We start from the raw sequence: 19,615 nt of genomic DNA, 5'->3' as shown, positions 1-19,615 counted from the left end.
TATGAAGGTTAGTTTAAGCTGGTTAAAAGACTATATCTCCGTTGATAAGAATATTGATGACTTAGCCGATGCTCTTACCATGGCCGGCCTTGAAGTCGAATCTGTTTCAGACAGATACAGCTATCTCAATACCGTTGTCATAGGCCGTGTTGTAGAAATCGAAACACATCTCAATGCCGATAAGCTTAAACTTTGTCATGTGGATATAGGCAACAGGGTTATTCCTGTTGTTTGTGGCGCGCCAAATGTAAAAAACGGTATTCTTGCACCATGCGCTCTGCCCGGCACTGTTTTTCCGAACGGAACCATACTGGAAAAATGCTCTATCCGGGGAGAGGTGTCGGAAGGAATGCTTTGCAGCGCCGTTGAATTAGGGCTTGGAGCAAACAGCAACGGCATAATGGAGCTCGAAGAAAGTTTTGATGTTGGAGATAAGCTTCATCAAGCGCTTAACCTGTCAGACCATGTGCTTGAAATCGACCTCACTCCAAACAGGCCGGACTGTCTCAGTATAATTGGGACAGCACGTGAAATTGCTGCATTTCAAGCTACAAAGCTAACCTGCCCTGAGATCAGCCTCCCTGAATCTGATGGAGATATTGCAAACTTTACTTCGGTTAAAATATTAGATCCTGATCTTTGCCCAAGATATAGCGCACGGCTTGTTTTTGATGTTAAAATTGCGCCGTCACCTTTCTGGCTTCAGGACCGCCTGATATCGATAGGGTTAAAGCCGATAAACAATATTGTTGACATCACTAATTTTGTAATGATGGAAACCGGCCAGCCGCTTCATGCCTTTGATTTTGACCGCCTTGCAAAAAATAAAATTATTGTCAGAACAGCTGAAAAAGATGAAATTTTTACAACTCTTGATAGAAAAGAGCACCCTCTTTCTCCGGAAATGCTCATGATCTGTGATGGTGAAAAACCGGTGGCTCTTGCAGGCGTTATGGGTGGATTAAATTCTGAAATCAAACAGTCCACAACAAGGATTTTGCTTGAAAGCGCGTATTTTGATCCTGCCTGCATTCGCAGGACTTCTAAAAAAACAGGGCTTGCCACAGATGCGTCCCACCGTTTTGAACGTGGAACAGATCCTAAGGGCACGATCACGGCATTAAACCGGGCAGCGCAGCTTATCTCCGAAATCTGCGGGGGCAATCTGATCGGCGATGCAATTGATGAATATCCAAAACCTGTGCCTGACAAGGTGATTACCATGAGCGCCGACTCTACAAATCGCATGTTGGGCACTGAGTTAAGCCAAAATGATATTAAGCAACACTTAAGTTCCATTGAATTTAAGGTTGAAAAGATTGACGATGATCAGCTTCGAGTTATTCCGCCATCTTTCAGGGTGGATATAAATAGATTTGAAGACCTTGTAGAAGAAATTGCGCGTCTTTACGGTTATAACCATATTAAAACAACCTTTCCTCTTATAGCAGCCGAAGCAGTTAGACCGTCAAAAAAAATCGATTCAAGGTATCATATCAAGCGCCTGCTTGTGAGTTTTGGTTTTACCGAAACGATAACTTATAGTTTTATCAATAAATTATCATGCGATCGCCTCGAACTTAAATCAAATGATCAGAAAAGACGCTTAATGAACATTTTAAATCCAATTGCAGAGGATCAATCGGTTTTGCGGACATCACTTATTCCAGGCCTGCTTGAAACAATGCATTACAACATGGCTATGCAGAATAAGAATCTTAAGCTTTTTGAGATCGGCAATGTTTTTTTCAATACCGGCAAAGAGGACAGCCAGCCTGATGAGATTGAAATGCTGGCAGGCCTGTGGACTGGAAATAGAATGGATGACTCCTGGCTTTCCATGGGAAAAAGCTGTGATTTTTATGATATAAAAGGGGCTGTTGAAGCTTTTTTAAGAAATCTGTGCGTAACAAACGTAAAGTTTACCCGCATGCAGCCTGAAGACTGCTGCTATACGAAACCCGGATATACAGCCCAACTTTTTGCTGGAAATAAATCAATAGGCATTCTCGGAGAGATTCTTCCTCAGGTGCTTAAGAATTATGATCTAAAACAACAGGCATATATTTTTGAACTTAATGCCGACAATCTTATTGAACTTATACCTGATATTAAGTCGGCAAAACCGCTGCCAAAGTTTCCATCAACATCCAGAGATGTTACCCTGATTGTCGATAAGGATATCGAGGCATTTAATATTATAAAAAGTGTTGAAGTTCTTAACGAAAATCTGGTAGAAAATTTACATTTGTTTGATGTTTATGAAGGCAGTCCGATCCCTGCCGGCAAAAAAAGCATCTCACTTAGAATAACATACAGGTCGGCCTTTGAAACACTTGAAGATAAAATAATAAATTCCCTGCACAAGGATATTACAGGCAAGCTGATAAAGGGATTTGATGCAATACTTCCTGCCTGATTAATTTTTTACATATGCAAAATAACAGGCCATATCAAAAAGAATTGCCGGACAAACTATACTTTAAGATCGGAGAGGTTGGCGAACTCGCAGAGCTTCCAACGTCCGTATTACGATTCTGGGAAACCGAGTTCACAAAGATAAAACCAAAAAGAACATCTTCAGGCCAGAGACTGTACAGCAAAAACGATGTTGAGCTTATCCTGAAAATCAAGCATCTCTTACATAACAAAAAATATACTATCCAGGGAGCAAAGCAGCATCTTAAATCCAAAATTCCTGAAGAAGAGTCAAATTCTTCATCAAACATACTTGATGACATCCGATCAGAACTTAAAAGCATCCGAGATCTTCTTGCCTGATCATTAAAGTAAGACATTTGAACCACAATAGAAAATTTGAAAGGTAAACAATGAAACAAAAATATTTAATCCTTAAAAATGAGGAAAAAAACGAGTTGATAATTAGAGAATTCCTGGAAATAAATAAAGAGCACTTTTCACTTGTCTGCGAGGAAACATACGATAAGAATGACATAGAAGCGGCTGTTGCAAAAGGCAGGAAGCATCTGGTCGAAGCGTTGAGAACAAATAATATGTTTCCTGTTGGGTTATATGCAGACAAATTAGCCGAAGCTGTTATAAGTATATATAGCACGGAATACAAAGAGCCCATTAAACTTTTTTTTGATGATGCCGCATCGTTTTCAAAAACAATAGAAGTTAGTATGGATTTAGAAGAGGTTGAAGATAAGGTGCTTGGGGATGATGAATTGTTTGAGGATGGTTTTGATAGTCATAAAATATTAAAAAATGTTTGCTCCATTAAAGTGGCGGATGATGAGCCGGATGATGATGTGATTGATTCTGAAGAAGAAAATTAAAGCTTCAGAGCTATCCTCGAAATATTCTCATATGTAAATAAAGTAGCCGAATCGATTGAGACCACGTATGGTTCCCGCGAGGATTAATCCACGGAGTTTTTTTGTTTAACTTTCTTCTTGACAGGAGTACCGAATCAAACTTATAAGTTACAAAAATGGATGGGCTGGTAAAAAGTTGTTTTATACGTTACGCCTTCGATTTTTATAAATTCGTCAAAATTTGTTTAACGTACAGAAAAAGGCAACTATGTCGAAAGACATTGGCGCAAAACCACGAGTCTACAGCCGCAAGGTCATGATTGTCGGGTTACCAAAGGTACGATATGATGTAAAAAAAAACGCCTTTGGTAGAAAGATACCAGAGGCGTTTTTTTTGTGAGTTTACCTCCTAACAGGTTATGGTAATGGCGTATATCGATAACAGGATAATAAAATTGCCAAACTTACACTTAATCGATAAATATAATCGATGCTTGAACTATTTGCGCATATCTATTACCGACCGTTGCAACCTGCGATGCATATACTGCGCTCCTGATGATCTGCATCAGCTCCTTCCGTATAAAGAAATTTTAAGATATGAAGAAATACTGCGTCTTGTCAGAATCGGGGCGCGGCTGGGGATATCCAAGGTCCGAATTACCGGTGGAGAACCGCTTATACGAAAAGGGGTTTACGATTTCCTGGGCGAATTAACTAAGATAAATGGCCTTGCGGATGTGTCTCTAACAACCAACGGTATTTTGCTGAGAGATAATATTAAAAAAATTAAATCTGCCGGCATAAAACGAATCAATGTCAGCATGGATACATTAAACAGACAAAAATATAAAGAGATAACAGGGCACGACATGTTTGATCAGGTCTGGGAAGGTATAGAATCAGCGCAAAGAGAGGGTTTTAATCCTATAAAAATTAATGTCGTAGCCCTAAATGGAATCAATGATGATGAATTAACAGATATCGCTAAATTATCCTTTTCTTATCCATTTCATATTCGATTCATCGAGTACATGCCAATAGGAATTCCTCATATTAAGAATATCGGCAAGCAATTGCTTGCTCCTGAAATAAAAAAACGCATCAATGAATTAGGGGAATTGATTCCTGTTAAAAATGGAATCAATGACGGCCCTGCAAGGCGTTATAAGTTTAAAGACGCAAAAGGGGAAATAGGTTTTATTGATGCAATAAGCCGCCATTTCTGCAATCAATGCAATCGGTTGAGATTAACGGCAAGCGGCCAGCTGCGAGCATGTCTTTTGTCAGATTATCAAGATGATCTTAAAGGTCCTCTCAGAAAAGGATATCTTGACAGCAGTCTGGCCGATATTTTTCTACAAGCTGTAAGCCACAAACCATTTGATCACAACATTGCCTGTGATCACCCCGGCGAAGTTGCAGGGCAAATGTCGGCAATTGGTGGATAATATTAATTAATATTAACCGGAGATTTAAAAAGGAGGTAGGTTTTATGAATGTTACTCGAAGGAAGTTTATCCAGATTACTGGTGCTTCCGTTGCCGGTCTTGCTGTAAGCGGTTGCGGTTTGGGAGTAGATCTTACGCCGATCAAAGCCCATGCGCAGATGCTCAAGACAAAGTATGCCAAGGAGACCACCACAATCTGCTGCTATTGCGCGGTGGGATGCGGTGCTATTGTGCATACCAGCAAGAAAGGCGACGGACGTGTCATCAACATCGAAGGTGACCCGGACCATGTCATCAGCAGGGGTTCGCTCTGTTCAAAGGGAGCTTCAATTTCTCAGCTGACCGAGAATGAAAATAGGCTTGTTGAACCCATGTACAGAGCGCCGTATGCTAAAGAGTGGAAAAAGGTTTCCTGGGACTGGGCGCTAACCCAAATCGCCAAAAGGGTTAAGGAAACAAGGGATGCGGCATTTGAACACAAAAATGCCAAAGGGCAGGTGGTAAACCGGACGACAAACATTGTTTCGGTAGGAAGCGCTGCCATGGACAATGAGGAGTGCTGGATTTACCAGGCGCTGATGCGAGCGCTCGGACTTGTCTATATTGAACATCAGGCCCGTATCTGACATAGCGCTACTGTTGCGGCTCTGGCAGAGTCGTTCGGACGCGGCGCAATGACAAATCACTGGATTGACATCAAAAACAGCGATTGCATACTTATCATGGGGAGTAATGCTGCAGAAAATCACCCCATATCATTCAAGTATGTTACCGAGGCTCAACAAAATGGCGCAACGCTCATCAGTGTTGATCCAAGGTTTACAAGAACATCTTCAAAGGCCGATATCTACGCTCCTATGCGTTCAGGTACGGATATTGCCTTTCTTGGTGGTATGATAAAGTATATAGTGGACAACAATCTCTATAATAAAGAGTATGTGGCCAATTATACAAACGCCCCCTTTATAGTTGGAAAGGACTTTAAATTTAGCGATGGTCTGTTTTCCGGCTATGAAGCAAAAAACAGTAAATATGACAAGGGCAAATGGTCTTTTGATATGGACGCAAACGGTGTACCCATGTTAGACCGTTCTTTAAAAAACAGCCGTTGCGTACTGAATCTTTTAAAACAACATTACAGCAGGTATAATACAAAGCTGGTTTCCTCTATTACCGGAACCCCGGAAGCCGATCTCCTGAAAGTTTACAAGGTTTATGCTGCTACCGGCGCTACAGGAAAAGCCGGCACATCCATGTATGCCATGGGTTGGACTCAGCATACAGTAGGCGTCCAGAATATCCGGACAATGGCGATAATACAGCTTCTTCTTGGCAACATGGGTGTTGCAGGCGGTGGTATTAATGCTCTGCGAGGCGAGTCAAATGTTCAGGGTTCCACAGATCAGTGTCTGCTGTGGCACATCTGGCCCGGATATCTTAAAACACCGAGGGCTTCAAATGTGTCTCTTGCCGAGTATAACAAAAAGTGGACTCCAAAGAGCAATGATCCGCTTTCAGCCAACTGGTGGCAGAATTATCCAAAATATTCTGTCAGCCTTCTGAAATCGTTCTTTGGTGAAAAGGCCACAAAGGCAAACGATTTTGGGTATGACTGGCTGCCTAAGGTTGAGGATGGGACCGATTATTCCTGGTTGAGCCTCTTTGATGTAATGTACAAGGGCACTGTTAATGGTTTCTTTGCCTGGGGTCAGAATCCGGCCTGTAGTAGCTCCAATGCCGGAAAAGTCCGCGAGGCCATGAAAAACCTTGACTGGATGGTTAACGTCAACCTTTTTGACAATGAAACCGGCTCCTTCTGGAAAGGTCCTGGCATGAATCCTTCCACAATAAAGACCGAAGTCTTTATGCTTCCGGCATGTGTGTCTGTTGAAAAGGAAGGAAGTATTACCAACAGCGGCAGATGGATGCAGTGGCGCTATCAGGGGCCGAAACCGCTTGGAAACAGCCTTTCTGACGGAGACATCATAATGGAGCTCGGCCAGAAGATCAAAGAGATTTATGAAAAAGGCGGCGCTTTTACCGAGCCCATACTCAACCTGAAATGGGATTATACGACGGACGGCCTGTATGATCCGCACAAGGTAGCTAAAGAGACCAACGGCTACTTCGTGGAAGATGTTACCATAAAAGATAAACTTTACAAAAAGGGAACCCTTGTTCCGAGCTTTGCTTTTCTGCAGGCTGACGGTTCAACCTCATCAGCGAACTGGCTCTACTGCAACAGCTACACGGAAAAGGGAAACATGTCAGCAAGGCGCAGCAAAGTAGATGCACCGAACAACATCGGTCTGTATCCTGAGTTTGCATGGTGCTGGCCTGTAAACAGGAGAATTATTTACAACCGCGCTTCAGTCGATCTCAAAGGACAGCCTTGGGACAAAAAAGACTGGGTTATCAAATTCGCAGGCGATGCCAAGGACGGCAAGTATGTCTCAAATAAGTGGGTCGGAGATGTTCCGGACGGTGGATGGTATCCTCTTGAAAATCCTGACGGAACAAAGAGAGCGGATTCAAAACATCCTTTTATCATGAGAAAGCATGGACATGGGCAGATATTCGGCCCGGGCCTCGCTGATGGTCCGTTCCCGGAACATTACGAGCCTCTTGAGTGTCCTGTTGAAAAGAACCTTATGAGTAAGCAGCGCATGAGTCCGGTAGCGCCTGTTTACGGGACAGCTGCGGATGCTTATGCTTCATGCGATCCAAGGTTCCCGTTTGTAGGCACGACATATCGTGTGTCAGAACACTGGCAGACAGGCCTTATGACGCGTCCACAGCCTTGGCTGCTCGAACTTCAGCCACAGGTCTTTGTTGAAATGAGCGAGGAGCTTGCCAAACTTAAAGGCATTAATAATGGAGAACGGGTCAGTGTCTCATCTGCTCGTGGTGCCCTTGACTGTACGGCTATTGTAACAAAGCGCTTTAAGCCATTCAACATAGGTGAAAATGTTGTACATCAGGTCGGTATTCCATGGCATTTTGGATGGAGATGGCCTGAAAGCGGCACAGAGGAGAGCGCAAATCTGCTCACTCCATCTACCGGTGATCCAAACACCAGGATACCTGAAACCAAGGCCTTTATGGTCAATATAACCAAAAAATAAGGGAGGTGATCTGAATGAGTAAGTCTTTTTTCGTAGATACGACTATTTGCACGGCCTGCAGAGGATGTCAGGTAGCCTGTAAGCAATGGCATAACCTTCCCGCAGAAATAACTACAAACCGTGGAACTTACGAAAACCCCGCAGATCTATCCTTTATAACTTATAAAGTGGTTAGAATGCGTGAGCAGGTTATTGACGGAAAGTTAAACTGGCTCTTCTTTCCTGAACAGTGCCGTCACTGTATTGAGGCACCCTGCCTTGAAACAGCGGGAGATCCGGGCGCTATATTCAGGGATGATAAGACAGGTGCCATTATATTTACGGCAAACACCAAACGTTTGGACGCTGCGGCCATTATTGAAGCATGTCCTTATAATATTCCGCGGAAAGCAGCCGACGGCACACTTGCCAAGTGCGATATGTGCTTAGACAGGGTTGAAAACGGACTGCCTCCGGCATGTGTCAAGACATGCCCGACAGGCGCCATGAATTTCGGCGACCGGGATGAAATGCTCGGTCTTGCAAAAAAGCGTCTTGGAGAGGTTAAAAAGACCAATCCAAAGGCCATGCTGATAGATGAAGATACTGTAAGTGTTATTTATCTTGTAGCTTATGAGCCGAAACTGTATTGCAAGAATGCCATGGCCTCAAATGCTGACTTCAGCATTACAAGGCAGATGGCATTAAAGCGGATGATTCGCCCGTTGACGAATATTACTTCGCGTCTGCTTTAATTAAATCTAATTAAGTCGGTAACTATAAAAGGGGAGGGGATTTTTATCTTCTCCCCTTTTATGTTGCAAACAAATGTGATAAGAAATAAGAGGCCTTTGAGAACACTCAACATGAAAATCTATTTGTTCACATAATAACAACCACTTGAAAACATCTGAACAGGAGAGCACATGGCAGATAACATTCAACTTACCGAAGATCAGATAACAAAGGCCGCAGAGTCATTAAAGCAGCTTAGGCCTGCTTATGGAGCTATTTTAGATTTTTACAAACAAATCTTTATTGCCCAGGAAGATTCCAAAGACAAGATACAGATCGACCCGATACAGATTCCGGAGGAGATGCTTTTAATAAAGGCCGATGAAGAGTTTCCCCTGGTAAATCTGTCTGAATTTGCAATTGATGCTAAAGCATCCAAGATGCTTTTAATAAAAATTTGCGGGATAATAAAAGCATCAAGCGGAGACATGGCCTCTTCCGCCCGGGCAATACTAAAAGCTGTTGACGCAGAAGAATTTGATTTTGACTCTCTGTTTTCCGGTCTTCTCGAAGAGGATGACTCTGTTTTTGAAAAAACCGCAAAGAAACATGATATAAAAAAAGGTGACCTTGCCTTTATCATTTACAACAGCATAAAACCATCTTTATCAATGTGTGCTCAGCAACTTTCAACCTGTCTTAATAAGAATCAGCCCTGGACAAAAGGATACTGCCCCATTTGCGGAAGTCCTCCTGTGTTTTCAATGTTTGAAGGAGAAGGGGGGGAGCGCTTTCTGCTATGCGGTTTCTGCGCGCACAAATGGTCGTCCAGAAGACTGTACTGCCCATTTTGTGACAATACGGACAGCAAGACACTCAGCTATTTATACAGTGAAGAAGAAAAGGAATACAGGGTTGATCTGTGCGACAAATGTAAAAAATATATCAAAAACATAGATACAAGAAAAACAGAGCGTATTATATATCCTCCCCTTGAACAGGTGGCGACGCTGCATCTTGACATAAAGGGTAAGGAAGCGAAGTATGAAAGCGGAATAGATTTTGCTTAGTTCCTCAAAATTAACAGTTTCGTAAAAAGCTACATTATGCCGATTTAGGGCACTGCAGACCAAAACAACCAAGTTGTTCGAAAGTCTGTTTTTCACCGCAGAAAACACAGAGAATGTGGTAAGATGGCTATGACTTCCCCCAAAAGAACATTTCCTTTTTTATTGATTATACTTTTTCTTATCCTTATTCTCATTGGTATTAACCTTGGCGAAGTCTCAACGGTCATGGGAAAAGCGGCCAGGATCTGCCTGGACTGTATGGGGATTGGATAATGCGGGTTTTAAGGCGATGGATACAGATCATTGCAACTGCTTTAAGTAATGCCTACTGGTTGTTTCCACACACAAAAGGAATATATCAGGGCACGCTTAAATCAATATGTGTGCCCGGTCTTAACTGTTATTCCTGCCCTGCTGCGACAGGTGCATGCCCGCTTGGTTCATTACAGAATATAATAGCCGGTTTGAGGCCGGCTGTTAAAGCAGGTCATTACCATTTTGGCACATATATTATCGGAACACTGGGACTGATTGGAAGCCTGGTGGGACGCATGCCCTGCGGCTGGATTTGTCCTTTTGGTTTACTGCAGGAATTAATTCATAAAATCCCTTCACCAAAGTTCGAGATCCCTAAAATTCCAACATATATGAAGTATCTGTTTCTGGCGCTGTTTATTTTTATTCTTCCCGCGCTGGTTATAGATGACTATGGCTACGGGATGACATGGTTTTGCAAGTTTATATGCCCTGCCGGGACCATGGAGGCCGGTCTTCCGTTGATGATTCTACAACCTGAACTAAAAGAGTCAATAGGGGTGCTATTTTACTTTAAGTTGACGATATTGTTCATTTTCATCATATGGATGATATTGAGCCGCAGACCGTTTTGTCGTGTAGCATGTCCTTTGGGAGCTATTTATTCCCTTTTTAATAAACACAGCGTGTTCAGGATGGTTTACAATTCTGATAAATGCACACACTGCCGGGAATGTTACAACAATTGTCCAATGGGGATTAAGTTCTATGAAGGGCCCAACCAGCATGATTGTATCAGATGCCTGAAATGCCTCAATGAATCATGTGGTTTTGGGGCTATCTCCTATGAGATTGCCGGCATGACGGTCATAAGTCCTGAAGAACGAAGATCAGAAATCAAAGGTCGGATGCCAGAGAGAACCAGTAACCAGCAACAAGCAACAAGTAGCGAGTAACAGGCTTAACCCTTTTATCCCAGAAAATCTGCCAATTTCTTATCCAGAAACTTTTCTGATCGTATTCCGACAATTTTTTCAACTATCTCGCCTTCTTTGACTAAAAAAATCATCGGCACGGCATAAATATTATATTTTTTTGCTGCTTCTTCGTTGATCCAATATACAAGAAAATTAACACGCACCTTGTCAATAATCGGCTGCATGGCCATTGGCCCATCAAAGTCGATACTTATACCGATTATTTTGAGGCCACGGCCCTTATACTTGTTGTTCAGATTAATTAATCCGGGCAACTCTTCTCTGCAAGGGCCGCACCATGATGTCATAAAAACAATCAAATACCGGTTTTCTCTGTCCGCGATAATCTTGTCAAAAGCAGCAGGGGTGATACTTTCAACAATTATCCTGTCAGCAGGTTCAGCATGAGCGGTTGATAAAATTTCCGGCAAAGCAATGGTTGAACCTATTATTAACAAAACATATATTATTAATTGTCCGGCAATCTTTTGCATTGTTTTTGTTTAGCTCCTACCACACAATATATTCCCTTGCCGTTCATGGCTGGAATAAAGCACTTGCTGTCGGAAAGGCAGGCAGCTTGATTATGATCTCCGGCCTTCCAGCGTTTTATCAGACCAGGCTCTCTGATAAACGGCCTGCTCATGGATATATAATCCGCGATATTATCGTTAACTAACTGTTGTGCAAGAGAAAAAGACCTGATTCCACCCACAAGCATTATCGGAAGATCAATCTTTTCCTTAAACACAGAAGCTGCGTCCTTGAAATAAGCCTCATTTTTCCCTGATACAATTCCTGTTCTTACAGGCCCTTTCTTTCCTGATGCAATAGTGCCGCCGCTTAATTCAATAGCGTCTATACCCGCCTTTTTCAGGATAGCTCCGACTATCAATGAATCATCAAGTTCAAGCCCTTGTTCAAGAAAATCACATGAGTTCATTTTAATCAGCACAGGATAATTATTCCCGACCTGCTTTCTTATACCGCTCAAAATCTCAATTAGGATATTGGCTCTGTTTTCAATGTCTCCCCCATATTTATCCTGCCGTTTATTAAAGGCGGGAGAAAGGAATTGACTCAAAAGATACCCGTGTGCCGCATGAATCTGAACACCGTCAAAACCGGCTTTTTTTGCCCGTTGTGCCGCCAGGCCGAATGCTTCAATTACGTCCTGTATGTCCTGCGGCATCATCTCCTGTACCGCAGATTTTCTAAAACCACTGACAAGTGAAGGGGCAAAAGGTATATCCCCTTTAATGCCGGTGTTTGCATACATGCCGGCATGCGCAAGCTGCACCGCGATTTTGCCTCCCCTTTTATGCACGGCATCTGTCATTTCATGCAGCCCTGGAATAAGCCTGTCTTCATATATGCCCAACTGCCAGGGGCTTGCTTTCCCCTTTTTATGAACATAAGTATGACCTGTAATAATGAGGCCCACCTCCCCTTCGACCAATTTACACATTAAATTTATCAGCTTATCTGTGCACATGCCGTCATCTTCTGCCAGTCCCTCCCAGGTGGCGGACCGGACAAACCGGTTCTTAATAATCATGCCGTTTATGTTTGTTGCTTCAAACAGCTTTGACACCTGAACCTCCTTCAAACATATCAACCCATGACTGAAATTTCATAACCTTATCATGACCATATTGCTCAAGAAGGAGCTTGATATCTTCAACAGATTTTTCCTTTGCGATAAAATCATTGTTTTTGGAATAAAACTTGTCAGCATAGCATATAATCTGTTCCTCTATTGAGACAGGTTCCATATTACGTTCAGGAAGCGGAAGGTTATAATGTCTTATATCTTCGGGCGTTATTCCAACGCCTACATGCCGCTCACATACAAGCGCGAGTTCGGGCATGCCTTTGTTTTCCAGCAGGTTGCGTCCCAGATACCCGTGACATATATAAGGATGTTTACCAGTACAACCCAGCTTTGGCATATTTGTAAGGAAGATGCCGATGTCATGGAGCATGGCGGCATGCTGTATAAAATCAAGATCAGGATTTAGGTGGGATACATTTTTAGCTGTATCAAGAGCCTTTTTTGCAACATTTTCACCGTGCTGTATGAGAATTTCATACAGCACGGTGCCCTGTTCGTAATATTCACTTATGATATCAAGACAATCCATAGTTTAAACTAGGTTTTCCCTGCGAGTAACACCCCTTCTATAAAAGGATCGAGCCCTCCGTTCAGAACATTGTTTACATCACCGATCTCAAGATTTATTCTGTGATCCTTAACCATTTGATATGGTTGCAAAATATATGATCTGATCTGGCTTCCCCAGGCTATTTCATCTTTGGTTCCATGCAGATCTTGCATTTTTTCGTCCTGCTTAAGCTTTTCACGCTGGTAAAGCCTGGCTTTTAACACCTTCATAGCCATCTCTTTATTCCTGTACTGGGATTTTTCCTGCTGGCACTGAACAACAATCCCGCTTGGATAGTGTGTAATACGGACGGCACTGCTTGTTTTATTGACATGTTGTCCTCCGGCGCCGCTTGCCCTGAAAACATCTATACGCAACTCTTTATCCTCGATATCGATCTTGATTTCATTGTCAAGCTCAGGATAGACAAATACAGAAGCAAAGGAGGTCTGCCGTTTCCCGCTCGCATTAAACGGTGAAATTCTCACCAGGCGGTGCACCCCGCTTTCTGTTTTTAAGTATCCGTACGCATATTCTCCGCTTGCTGTGAAGGTAACACTTTTAATGCCTGCCTCATCACCGGGTTGATAATCGATCATACTGATTTTAAAGCCTTTCCGTTCAACCCATCTTGTATACATTCTAAAGAGCATCTCAGCCCAGTCCTGGGCATCGGTTCCACCGGCTCCGGCGTTAATTGAAACAATAGCGTTATTCTGGTCGTCTGCGGCGCTCAAGGTCAGGCCAAGCGAAAATTTTTTTATTTTTTCCTTGATGTCCTGAACTTGCTGGATTGCTTCTTCAACTGTATCAGCATCTGATTCCTCCCTGGCAAGATCAAACAGGATTTTACTTTCTTCAAGGTCATTGTAGAGCCTTTTCCATCCTTCGATTTTATTGGAAATAGATGTTCGCTCTTTTAAAACAACCTTATTATTTTCAGGATTGTCCCAAAAATCCTTTTTTGCAATCAGGTGCTCAATTTCCTTTAGCCTTTTTTCTTTGCCGGCAATGTCAAAGATAGCCTCGCAATTGTTCTAATTTTACGAAAAGTTCCTTTATTGTTTGCTCAAGTTCTATCGACATATTATTTCCTCCATAATAATTACGGTTTACGGTTGTAGGTTCACAGTTCACAGTTTTTCAACCGTAAACCGTGAACTCTTATGATCTATTATAAACATATTTTAACATATAGCAAATAGCTGTTGCAACCATACAGGCTATGGCAAACAGATCTCCGAAACAGGTATAAAAGGATGTCATCTGTATCAAAGGCACAGTACGTGTAGCTACCGCTTCCTTAAAAAGATCTGTTTTTTCAATGATTCTGCCGACAGGATCGATAAATCCGCTTATTCCTGTATTGGCCGACCTGACAAGGGCTCGCCTGTTTTCTACAGCTCTAAATATTGCCATGGAAAAATGCTGATAAGGAGCGCTGGTTGTGCCAAACCACGCATCATTGGTAATATTTATGAGTAATGCCGCATTGTTTTTTACCATAGCTCTGGAAAGGTCAGGAAAAATAATCTCGTAACAGATCTGCAAACCTAAACTATAGTCACCCCACTTAATGGTTTTACCTTTAATGCCAGGCTTGAAATCACCAACCCCTTCCACCATTTTGCCGACAAATGGCAACCATTTATTAAAAGGGATGTATTCTCCGAAAGGGACAAGACGCACCTTGTCATATTTGCCGCATACCTTTCCATCCTGGCTGACCAGGTAAGCGGTATTGTAATATTTAATAACCCCTTTTCCGGAAACAAATGAAGGGCTGCCAAGCAGGAATGTTGTCCCTGTATTATTAATCCCTTTTTTAACCATGTTTGAGAGCTCGATATCATAAAGGAAATAAAAAGGGGTAGCGGTTTCAGGCCAAACAATAATGTCGGGATTATCAGCTTTTGATAAAAAAGAAAGCTTAATATATTTTTTTACAGTTAAGCGTTGAAATTCGGGATTCCATTTTACAGCCTGATCAATATTCCCCTGAGCAACTGCGGCTTTAATTGATGGAGAAGAGCAAACAAGTCTGTCAATTGAATCTATCCGCCATTTTCCATAAGACAATACAAGGACAAAAATCAGCGCAAAAACAGATATTGATCCTAAAACGGTTTTTTTTGTTACAGTCTCCCTTTTCCAGTCTTTTTTAATTAAGTAAAGAAGGGTTAAATAAATTGTTGTATTTGACAAGGCGATTAAAAAGGATACGCCATAAACGCCGAATATATCCGCAATCTGTATAAGGGGTAAATTATTATATTGGGAATAGCCGATAAGTTCCCATGGAAACGCGAGAAAAAAAAGGCTGCGCGTATATTCAAACGCAACCCATAAAACAGGAACCGCAAACATGCAAATCGCAGGCTTTGCGCATAAGTTTAACAGGGTTGCTGAAAATGCCGCAAGGTAAAGGGCAAGAAAGGCCGAAGCAAGAATAAGTATAAACACGCATAGCACCATGGGAAGATAACCGTATGTATGCATTGTATATACAAGCCAGTATAAAAGTGTCAGATAATGAACAAGCCCTGCAATAAAACCAAGGATAAAACCTCTTTTGGGAGAAAGATCTCTTAAGGCAAACAGGAGTGGAACAAGGGCAAACCAGGCAAGCAGACTAATACCGGGTTTGGGGAAGGAGCCGGTAAGGAGCAATCCGCTTAATATTGCCAAGCATAATTTTAGTTTGTTAATTTTTTGATTTTGCAATTTTCAACGTCTTTCATGTTTGCATATAAGGCCTGATTTTTTTAATACTCTATCATACTTTGACGATTTCGTAAAAAGTCATTTTGCAAAAGCGTCAAAGTTGAGTTGACATTTATTCCATCCGTTTATAGTATTATTTTTTAATAATTGCTTCAAAATGAATTTAAAATGCATGATATCAAGGTTATTGTCAGGACAACAGAGATGCAGGAATATTCCGATCATATGCGGAATCTGGGCAAAACTGTTGCCTTTGTGCCGACCATGGGGTTTTTGCATGAAGGACACCTGTCCCTGATAAAGGAGGGACGCAAACTAGGAGATAATTTAGTTGTCAGCATTTTTGTAAATCCCTCCCAGTTTTCTCCTGAAGAAGATTTTGAATCATACCCAAGAGATTTTGATAACGATCTTAAGCTATTGCAAAAAGAGGGCGTAGATGTAATTTTTTATCCAGACAAAAATGATCTGTATCAGGATGGGTTTCAAACACATGTAGAGCTGGACAACCTTCCGAAACACCTTTGCGGAATCTCCAGACCGATATTTTTTCAAGGGGTTGCGACAGTTGTTACAAAGCTGTTTAACATTGTAAGACCGCATATTGCCATATTCGGCCGGAAAGATTATCAGCAGCTTGCAGTCATACGCCGGATGGTGAGAGATCTTAATTTTGATATAAAAATTGTCGGATTTCCGACAGTAAGGGAGCCTGACGGTCTTGCAATGAGCTCAAGAAACACTTATCTTACTCCTGAGCAGAGGATTAATGCGCTCTCACTTTACAAATCATTAAAGCATTCTAAACAACTTGTTGAAAGCGGAGTTAAGGATGCGAAAAAGATAATTGATGCGGCATATACTTTGATCAAATCACACCCGGAAACAGTTATAGATTATATCGCCATCTGCGATCCTGAAACCCTTGTTGATATGGAAACAATCGACAGGCCGGCATTGATGGCTCTTGCGGTAAATGTAGGGAAAACCCGCCTGATCGACAACATGATGCTTAATCCAGAGTAACAGTTCAGCCACAAAGCACAAAAAAGGAGAAACTTATGAGCAAAGAACAATTCTTTTTTACATCTGAATCCGTCACAGAAGGGCATCCGGACAAGGTGGCCGACGCGATATCTGATTCAATACTGGACGCAATTATTAAAGAGGATAAAAACTGCAGGGTTGCATGCGAAACTCTTGTAACAACGGGTCTTGCTTTTATCGCCGGCGAAATTACAACCGAGTGCTATGTTGATATGCCTCAGATTGTTCGGGAAACGATTCGTGAAATAGGATACCATTCCTCCCAGATGGGTTTTGACTGGCAGACATGTTCGGTGATTACCAGTATAGACCATCAATCACCAGATATCGCTCAGGGTGTAAATATAGGCGAAGGCCTGTTCAAGGATCAGGGTGCGGGAGATCAGGGGCTTATGTTTGGTTTTGCAAGCGATGAAACTCCTGAGTTAATGCCCATGCCCATAATGTATGCTCACAAGCTGTGCCGCCGTTTAGCAGAGGTTAGAAAGAACGGTTCCCTTGGATTCCTAAGGCCTGATGGAAAGTCCCAGGTTACAATAGAATATGAAAATGGTATGCCAAAGAGGGTTGATGCAATCGTAATAGCTGCCCAGCACAAGCCGGATGTGGAATATGAAGATTTGAAAGAGGCTATCATAGAAGAAGTCATAAAAAAAGTTATTCCAGAAGAAATGACAGACAGAGGTACCCGATATTTTATTAACGCCACAGGCAGGTTTGTACTTGGCGGTCCCATGGGTGACTGCGGTCTTACCGGCAGAAAAATCATTGTTGATACATATGGCGGTCAGGGCAGCCATGGCGGCGGATGCTTTTCAGGAAAAGATCCTTCCAAGGTTGATCGCAGCGCATCATACATGGGCAGGCATATTGCCAAGAACATTGTTGCAGCAGGTTTAGCAAAGAAATGTGAGGTGCAGATAGCATATGCCATAGGTGTGGCTGAGCCGGTTTCTATTATGGTAGATCTTATGGGTACAGGGGTCGTATCCAAATGCAGGATTAAAGAACTAATCAGAGAGGTTTTTGATTTAAGGCCTGCTGCGATAATCGAGTATCTTGATCTATTGCGACCTATATACAGAAAAACTTCCGCTTATGGACATTTTGGAAGGACTGAACCGGAATTCACGTGGGAAAAAACCAATATGGCTGATGTGCTCAGAGAAAAAGCAGGGTTGTAAAATCTGTAAGCGTTCACGGTTAACAGTTTACAGTTAACGGTTGATCAAAACATAAAAGCAATCAGTAAAAAAACCATAAACCGACAACCCTGATACCAAGGAGAATGATAAAATGTCTAAGATAGATCCCTCTCTTCCATATAAGGTAGCCGACATTTCACTTGCGGATTTCGGATTCAAGGAGATGAAACTTGCAGAAAATGAAATGCCCGGTCTTATGGCGGTCCAGAAAAAATACGGGCATGAAAAGCCTCTAAAAGGAATGAAGATCATGGGAAGTCTCCACATGACCATTCAGACCGCAATGCTTATTCAAACACTAAAGGAGCTTGGAGCCGACCTTCGCTGGGCCACGTGCAACATCTTTTCAACACAGGATCATGCGGCCGCTGCAATCGCCAAAGCAGGACTTGCCGCAGTATATGCATGGAAAGGCGAAACTCTCGAGGAATTCTGGTGGTGTACGGAACAGGCCCTTACATGGCCCGACAACAGCGGCCCTGATCTTATCGTCGATGATGGCGGAGACGCTACCCTATACGTTCACGAGGGCGTAAAAATAGAAAATGACCCTGCTCTTTTAGACAAGGCTTATGACAGCCGTGACATGCAGTATCTTATAAGGCGTTTAAAGGCAAGCTATGAGCGGGACCCTAAGCGCTGGACAAAAATTGCATCAAAAATCAGGGGTGTTTCCGAAGAAACCACTACCGGCGTTCACAGGCTTTATCATCTCGCAAAAAACGGTGAACTTCTTTTTCCGGCTTTTAATGTAAACGACTCGGTCACAAAATCAAAATTTGACAACCTTTACGGATGCCGGGAATCTCTGGCTGATGGAATCAAACGCGCCACAGATATTATGCTTGCCGGCAAAGTCATAGTAATATGCGGTTACGGAGATGTCGGCAAGGGATGCGCAAAGTCGATGAGCAGTTACGGCGCACGTGTGCTTATTACTGAGATCGATCCCATATGTGCTCTTCAGGCTTCCATGGAGGGATATGAGGTCGTAACCATGGAATATGCAGCAGCCATAGCGGATATCTTTGTCACAGCCACGGGATGTTATCATGTTATTACCGGCGAGCATATGGAGCAGATGAAAAACGAGGCTATTGTCTGCAATATCGGCCACTTTGATAATGAAATTCAGATGACCTATCTGGATGATAATCCGGATTGTAAAAAGGAGCGGATTAAACCACAGGTTGACAAGTGGACCCTTAAATCAGGACGATCCATTATTGTTCTTGCTGAAGGGAGACTGGTAAATCTTGGATGCGCGACAGGACATCCAAGCTTTGTAATGAGCAACAGCTTTACAAATCAATGCCTTGCGCAGATTGAACTTGCGACAAAACAATACGAACGCAAGGTTTATACTCTTCCAAAAAAGTTAGATGAAGAGGTGGCCAGACTTCATCTCGGCAAGCTTGGCGTAAAACTAACAAAACTCAACCAGTTCCAGGCCAATTACCTGGGAGTGTCGGTTAACGGGCCATTTAAACCTGATTCTTACAGGTATTAGCCGCGGCCCCGCTTTCGGGCGGGGTTCGACCGCGTGTCCCCTATATCCCCCGTCCCCAACTGTTGCCCGAAAGTTTCCCTAACTGCCAATA

17 protein-coding genes and 1 riboswitch are annotated in these 19,615 nt (G+C 42.5%); of the genes, 12 read left to right on the top strand and 5 right to left on the bottom strand.

What is annotated here, in order from left to right:
- The first annotated feature begins 1 nt into the window (after nucleotide 1).
- The 9 genes from pheT (at nucleotide 2) to VMW78_05855 (ending at nucleotide 10,852) form a co-directional block, all read left to right on the top strand.
- Nucleotides 2–2,419: a phenylalanine--tRNA ligase subunit beta gene (gene pheT / locus VMW78_05895; protein ID HUV50534.1), complete on the top strand. Its 2,418-nt coding sequence runs from the start codon at nucleotides 2–4 to the stop codon at nucleotides 2,417–2,419.
- 14 nt (nucleotides 2,420–2,433) lie between these two features.
- Complete coding sequence (locus VMW78_05890; protein ID HUV50533.1) at nucleotides 2,434–2,781, top strand: MerR family transcriptional regulator; 348 nt, start codon at nucleotides 2,434–2,436, stop codon at nucleotides 2,779–2,781.
- Between the two features lie 50 nt (nucleotides 2,782–2,831).
- Nucleotides 2,832–3,302 (top strand): hypothetical protein, encoded by a 471-nt coding sequence (locus tag VMW78_05885; GenBank protein HUV50532.1) that lies wholly within the window; start codon nucleotides 2,832–2,834, stop codon nucleotides 3,300–3,302.
- A 230-nt stretch (nucleotides 3,303–3,532) separates the two neighbouring features.
- Nucleotides 3,533–3,617: riboswitch (cyclic di-GMP riboswitch) on the top strand.
- 119 nt (nucleotides 3,618–3,736) lie between these two features.
- Complete coding sequence (gene moaA, locus VMW78_05880) at nucleotides 3,737–4,732, top strand: GTP 3',8-cyclase MoaA (protein ID HUV50531.1); 996 nt, start codon at nucleotides 3,737–3,739, stop codon at nucleotides 4,730–4,732.
- A gap of 44 nt (nucleotides 4,733–4,776) precedes the next feature.
- Nucleotides 4,777–7,857, top strand: coding sequence for a formate dehydrogenase-N subunit alpha (fdnG, locus tag VMW78_05875; GenBank protein ID HUV50530.1), 3,081 nt, complete (start codon nucleotides 4,777–4,779; stop codon nucleotides 7,855–7,857).
- A 14-nt stretch (nucleotides 7,858–7,871) separates the two neighbouring features.
- On the top strand, nucleotides 7,872–8,591 hold the full coding sequence (locus VMW78_05870) for a 4Fe-4S dicluster domain-containing protein (GenBank protein ID HUV50529.1): 720 nt from the start codon (nucleotides 7,872–7,874) through the stop codon (nucleotides 8,589–8,591).
- A gap of 171 nt (nucleotides 8,592–8,762) precedes the next feature.
- Nucleotides 8,763–9,641: a formate dehydrogenase accessory protein FdhE gene (locus VMW78_05865; GenBank protein HUV50528.1), complete on the top strand. Its 879-nt coding sequence runs from the start codon at nucleotides 8,763–8,765 to the stop codon at nucleotides 9,639–9,641.
- 123 nt (nucleotides 9,642–9,764) lie between these two features.
- Complete coding sequence (locus VMW78_05860; protein ID HUV50527.1) at nucleotides 9,765–9,914, top strand: CD1871A family CXXC motif-containing protein; 150 nt, start codon at nucleotides 9,765–9,767, stop codon at nucleotides 9,912–9,914.
- Nucleotides 9,914–10,852, top strand: coding sequence for a 4Fe-4S binding protein (locus VMW78_05855; protein HUV50526.1), 939 nt, complete (start codon nucleotides 9,914–9,916; stop codon nucleotides 10,850–10,852). The genes VMW78_05860 and VMW78_05855 overlap by 1 nt, the downstream gene beginning before the upstream one ends.
- Nucleotides 10,853–10,866: 14 nt before the next feature.
- Here VMW78_05855 and VMW78_05850 read toward each other — a convergent pair whose 3' ends face one another.
- From VMW78_05850 to lnt, 5 genes are all read right to left on the bottom strand, one after another.
- Nucleotides 10,867–11,367, bottom strand: coding sequence for a TlpA family protein disulfide reductase (locus VMW78_05850; protein ID HUV50525.1), 501 nt, complete (start codon nucleotides 11,365–11,367; stop codon nucleotides 10,867–10,869).
- Nucleotides 11,343–12,467, bottom strand: a complete 1,125-nt coding sequence (locus tag VMW78_05845) for an NADH:flavin oxidoreductase (GenBank protein HUV50524.1) — start codon at nucleotides 12,465–12,467, stop codon at nucleotides 11,343–11,345. Before VMW78_05845 ends, VMW78_05850 begins: the two co-directional genes overlap by 25 nt.
- Entirely contained in the window at nucleotides 12,451–13,017 is a 567-nt protein-coding gene (locus tag VMW78_05840; GenBank protein HUV50523.1) for an HD domain-containing protein, read from the bottom strand. The genes VMW78_05845 and VMW78_05840 overlap by 17 nt, the downstream gene beginning before the upstream one ends.
- Nucleotides 13,018–13,025: 8 nt before the next feature.
- Nucleotides 13,026–14,124 (bottom strand): peptide chain release factor 2 gene (prfB, locus tag VMW78_05835; protein HUV50522.1). Its coding sequence is split into 2 segments (ribosomal slippage): nucleotides 13,026–14,054 and nucleotides 14,056–14,124, totalling 1,098 coding nucleotides; the frame shifts between segments, so codons are not numbered across the junction.
- Between the two features lie 78 nt (nucleotides 14,125–14,202).
- Nucleotides 14,203–15,762, bottom strand: a complete 1,560-nt coding sequence (gene lnt / locus VMW78_05830; protein HUV50521.1) for an apolipoprotein N-acyltransferase — start codon at nucleotides 15,760–15,762, stop codon at nucleotides 14,203–14,205.
- A gap of 177 nt (nucleotides 15,763–15,939) precedes the next feature.
- Between lnt and panC the strand changes: the two genes are divergently transcribed.
- The 3 genes from panC to ahcY all read left to right on the top strand — a co-directional run bounded on the left by panC (nucleotide 15,940) and on the right by ahcY (nucleotide 19,524).
- Nucleotides 15,940–16,788, top strand: coding sequence for a pantoate--beta-alanine ligase (gene panC / locus VMW78_05825; GenBank protein ID HUV50520.1), 849 nt, complete (start codon nucleotides 15,940–15,942; stop codon nucleotides 16,786–16,788).
- Nucleotides 16,789–16,823: 35 nt separating this feature from the next.
- The gene (gene metK, locus VMW78_05820; GenBank protein ID HUV50519.1) at nucleotides 16,824–17,993 is read left to right on the top strand and encodes a methionine adenosyltransferase; all 1,170 of its coding nucleotides are present in this window, start codon (nucleotides 16,824–16,826) and stop codon (nucleotides 17,991–17,993) included.
- 112 nt (nucleotides 17,994–18,105) lie between these two features.
- Complete coding sequence (ahcY, locus tag VMW78_05815; protein ID HUV50518.1) at nucleotides 18,106–19,524, top strand: adenosylhomocysteinase; 1,419 nt, start codon at nucleotides 18,106–18,108, stop codon at nucleotides 19,522–19,524.
- Nucleotides 19,525–19,615 lie beyond the last annotated feature (91 nt).

Source organism: Anaerolineae bacterium (assembly GCA_035529315.1).
In the GTDB taxonomy this organism is placed as follows: Bacteria; Desulfobacterota; Desulfobacteria; order Desulfobacterales; family ETH-SRB1; genus Desulfaltia.
This window is presented reverse-complemented; position numbering and strand designations above follow the sequence as displayed.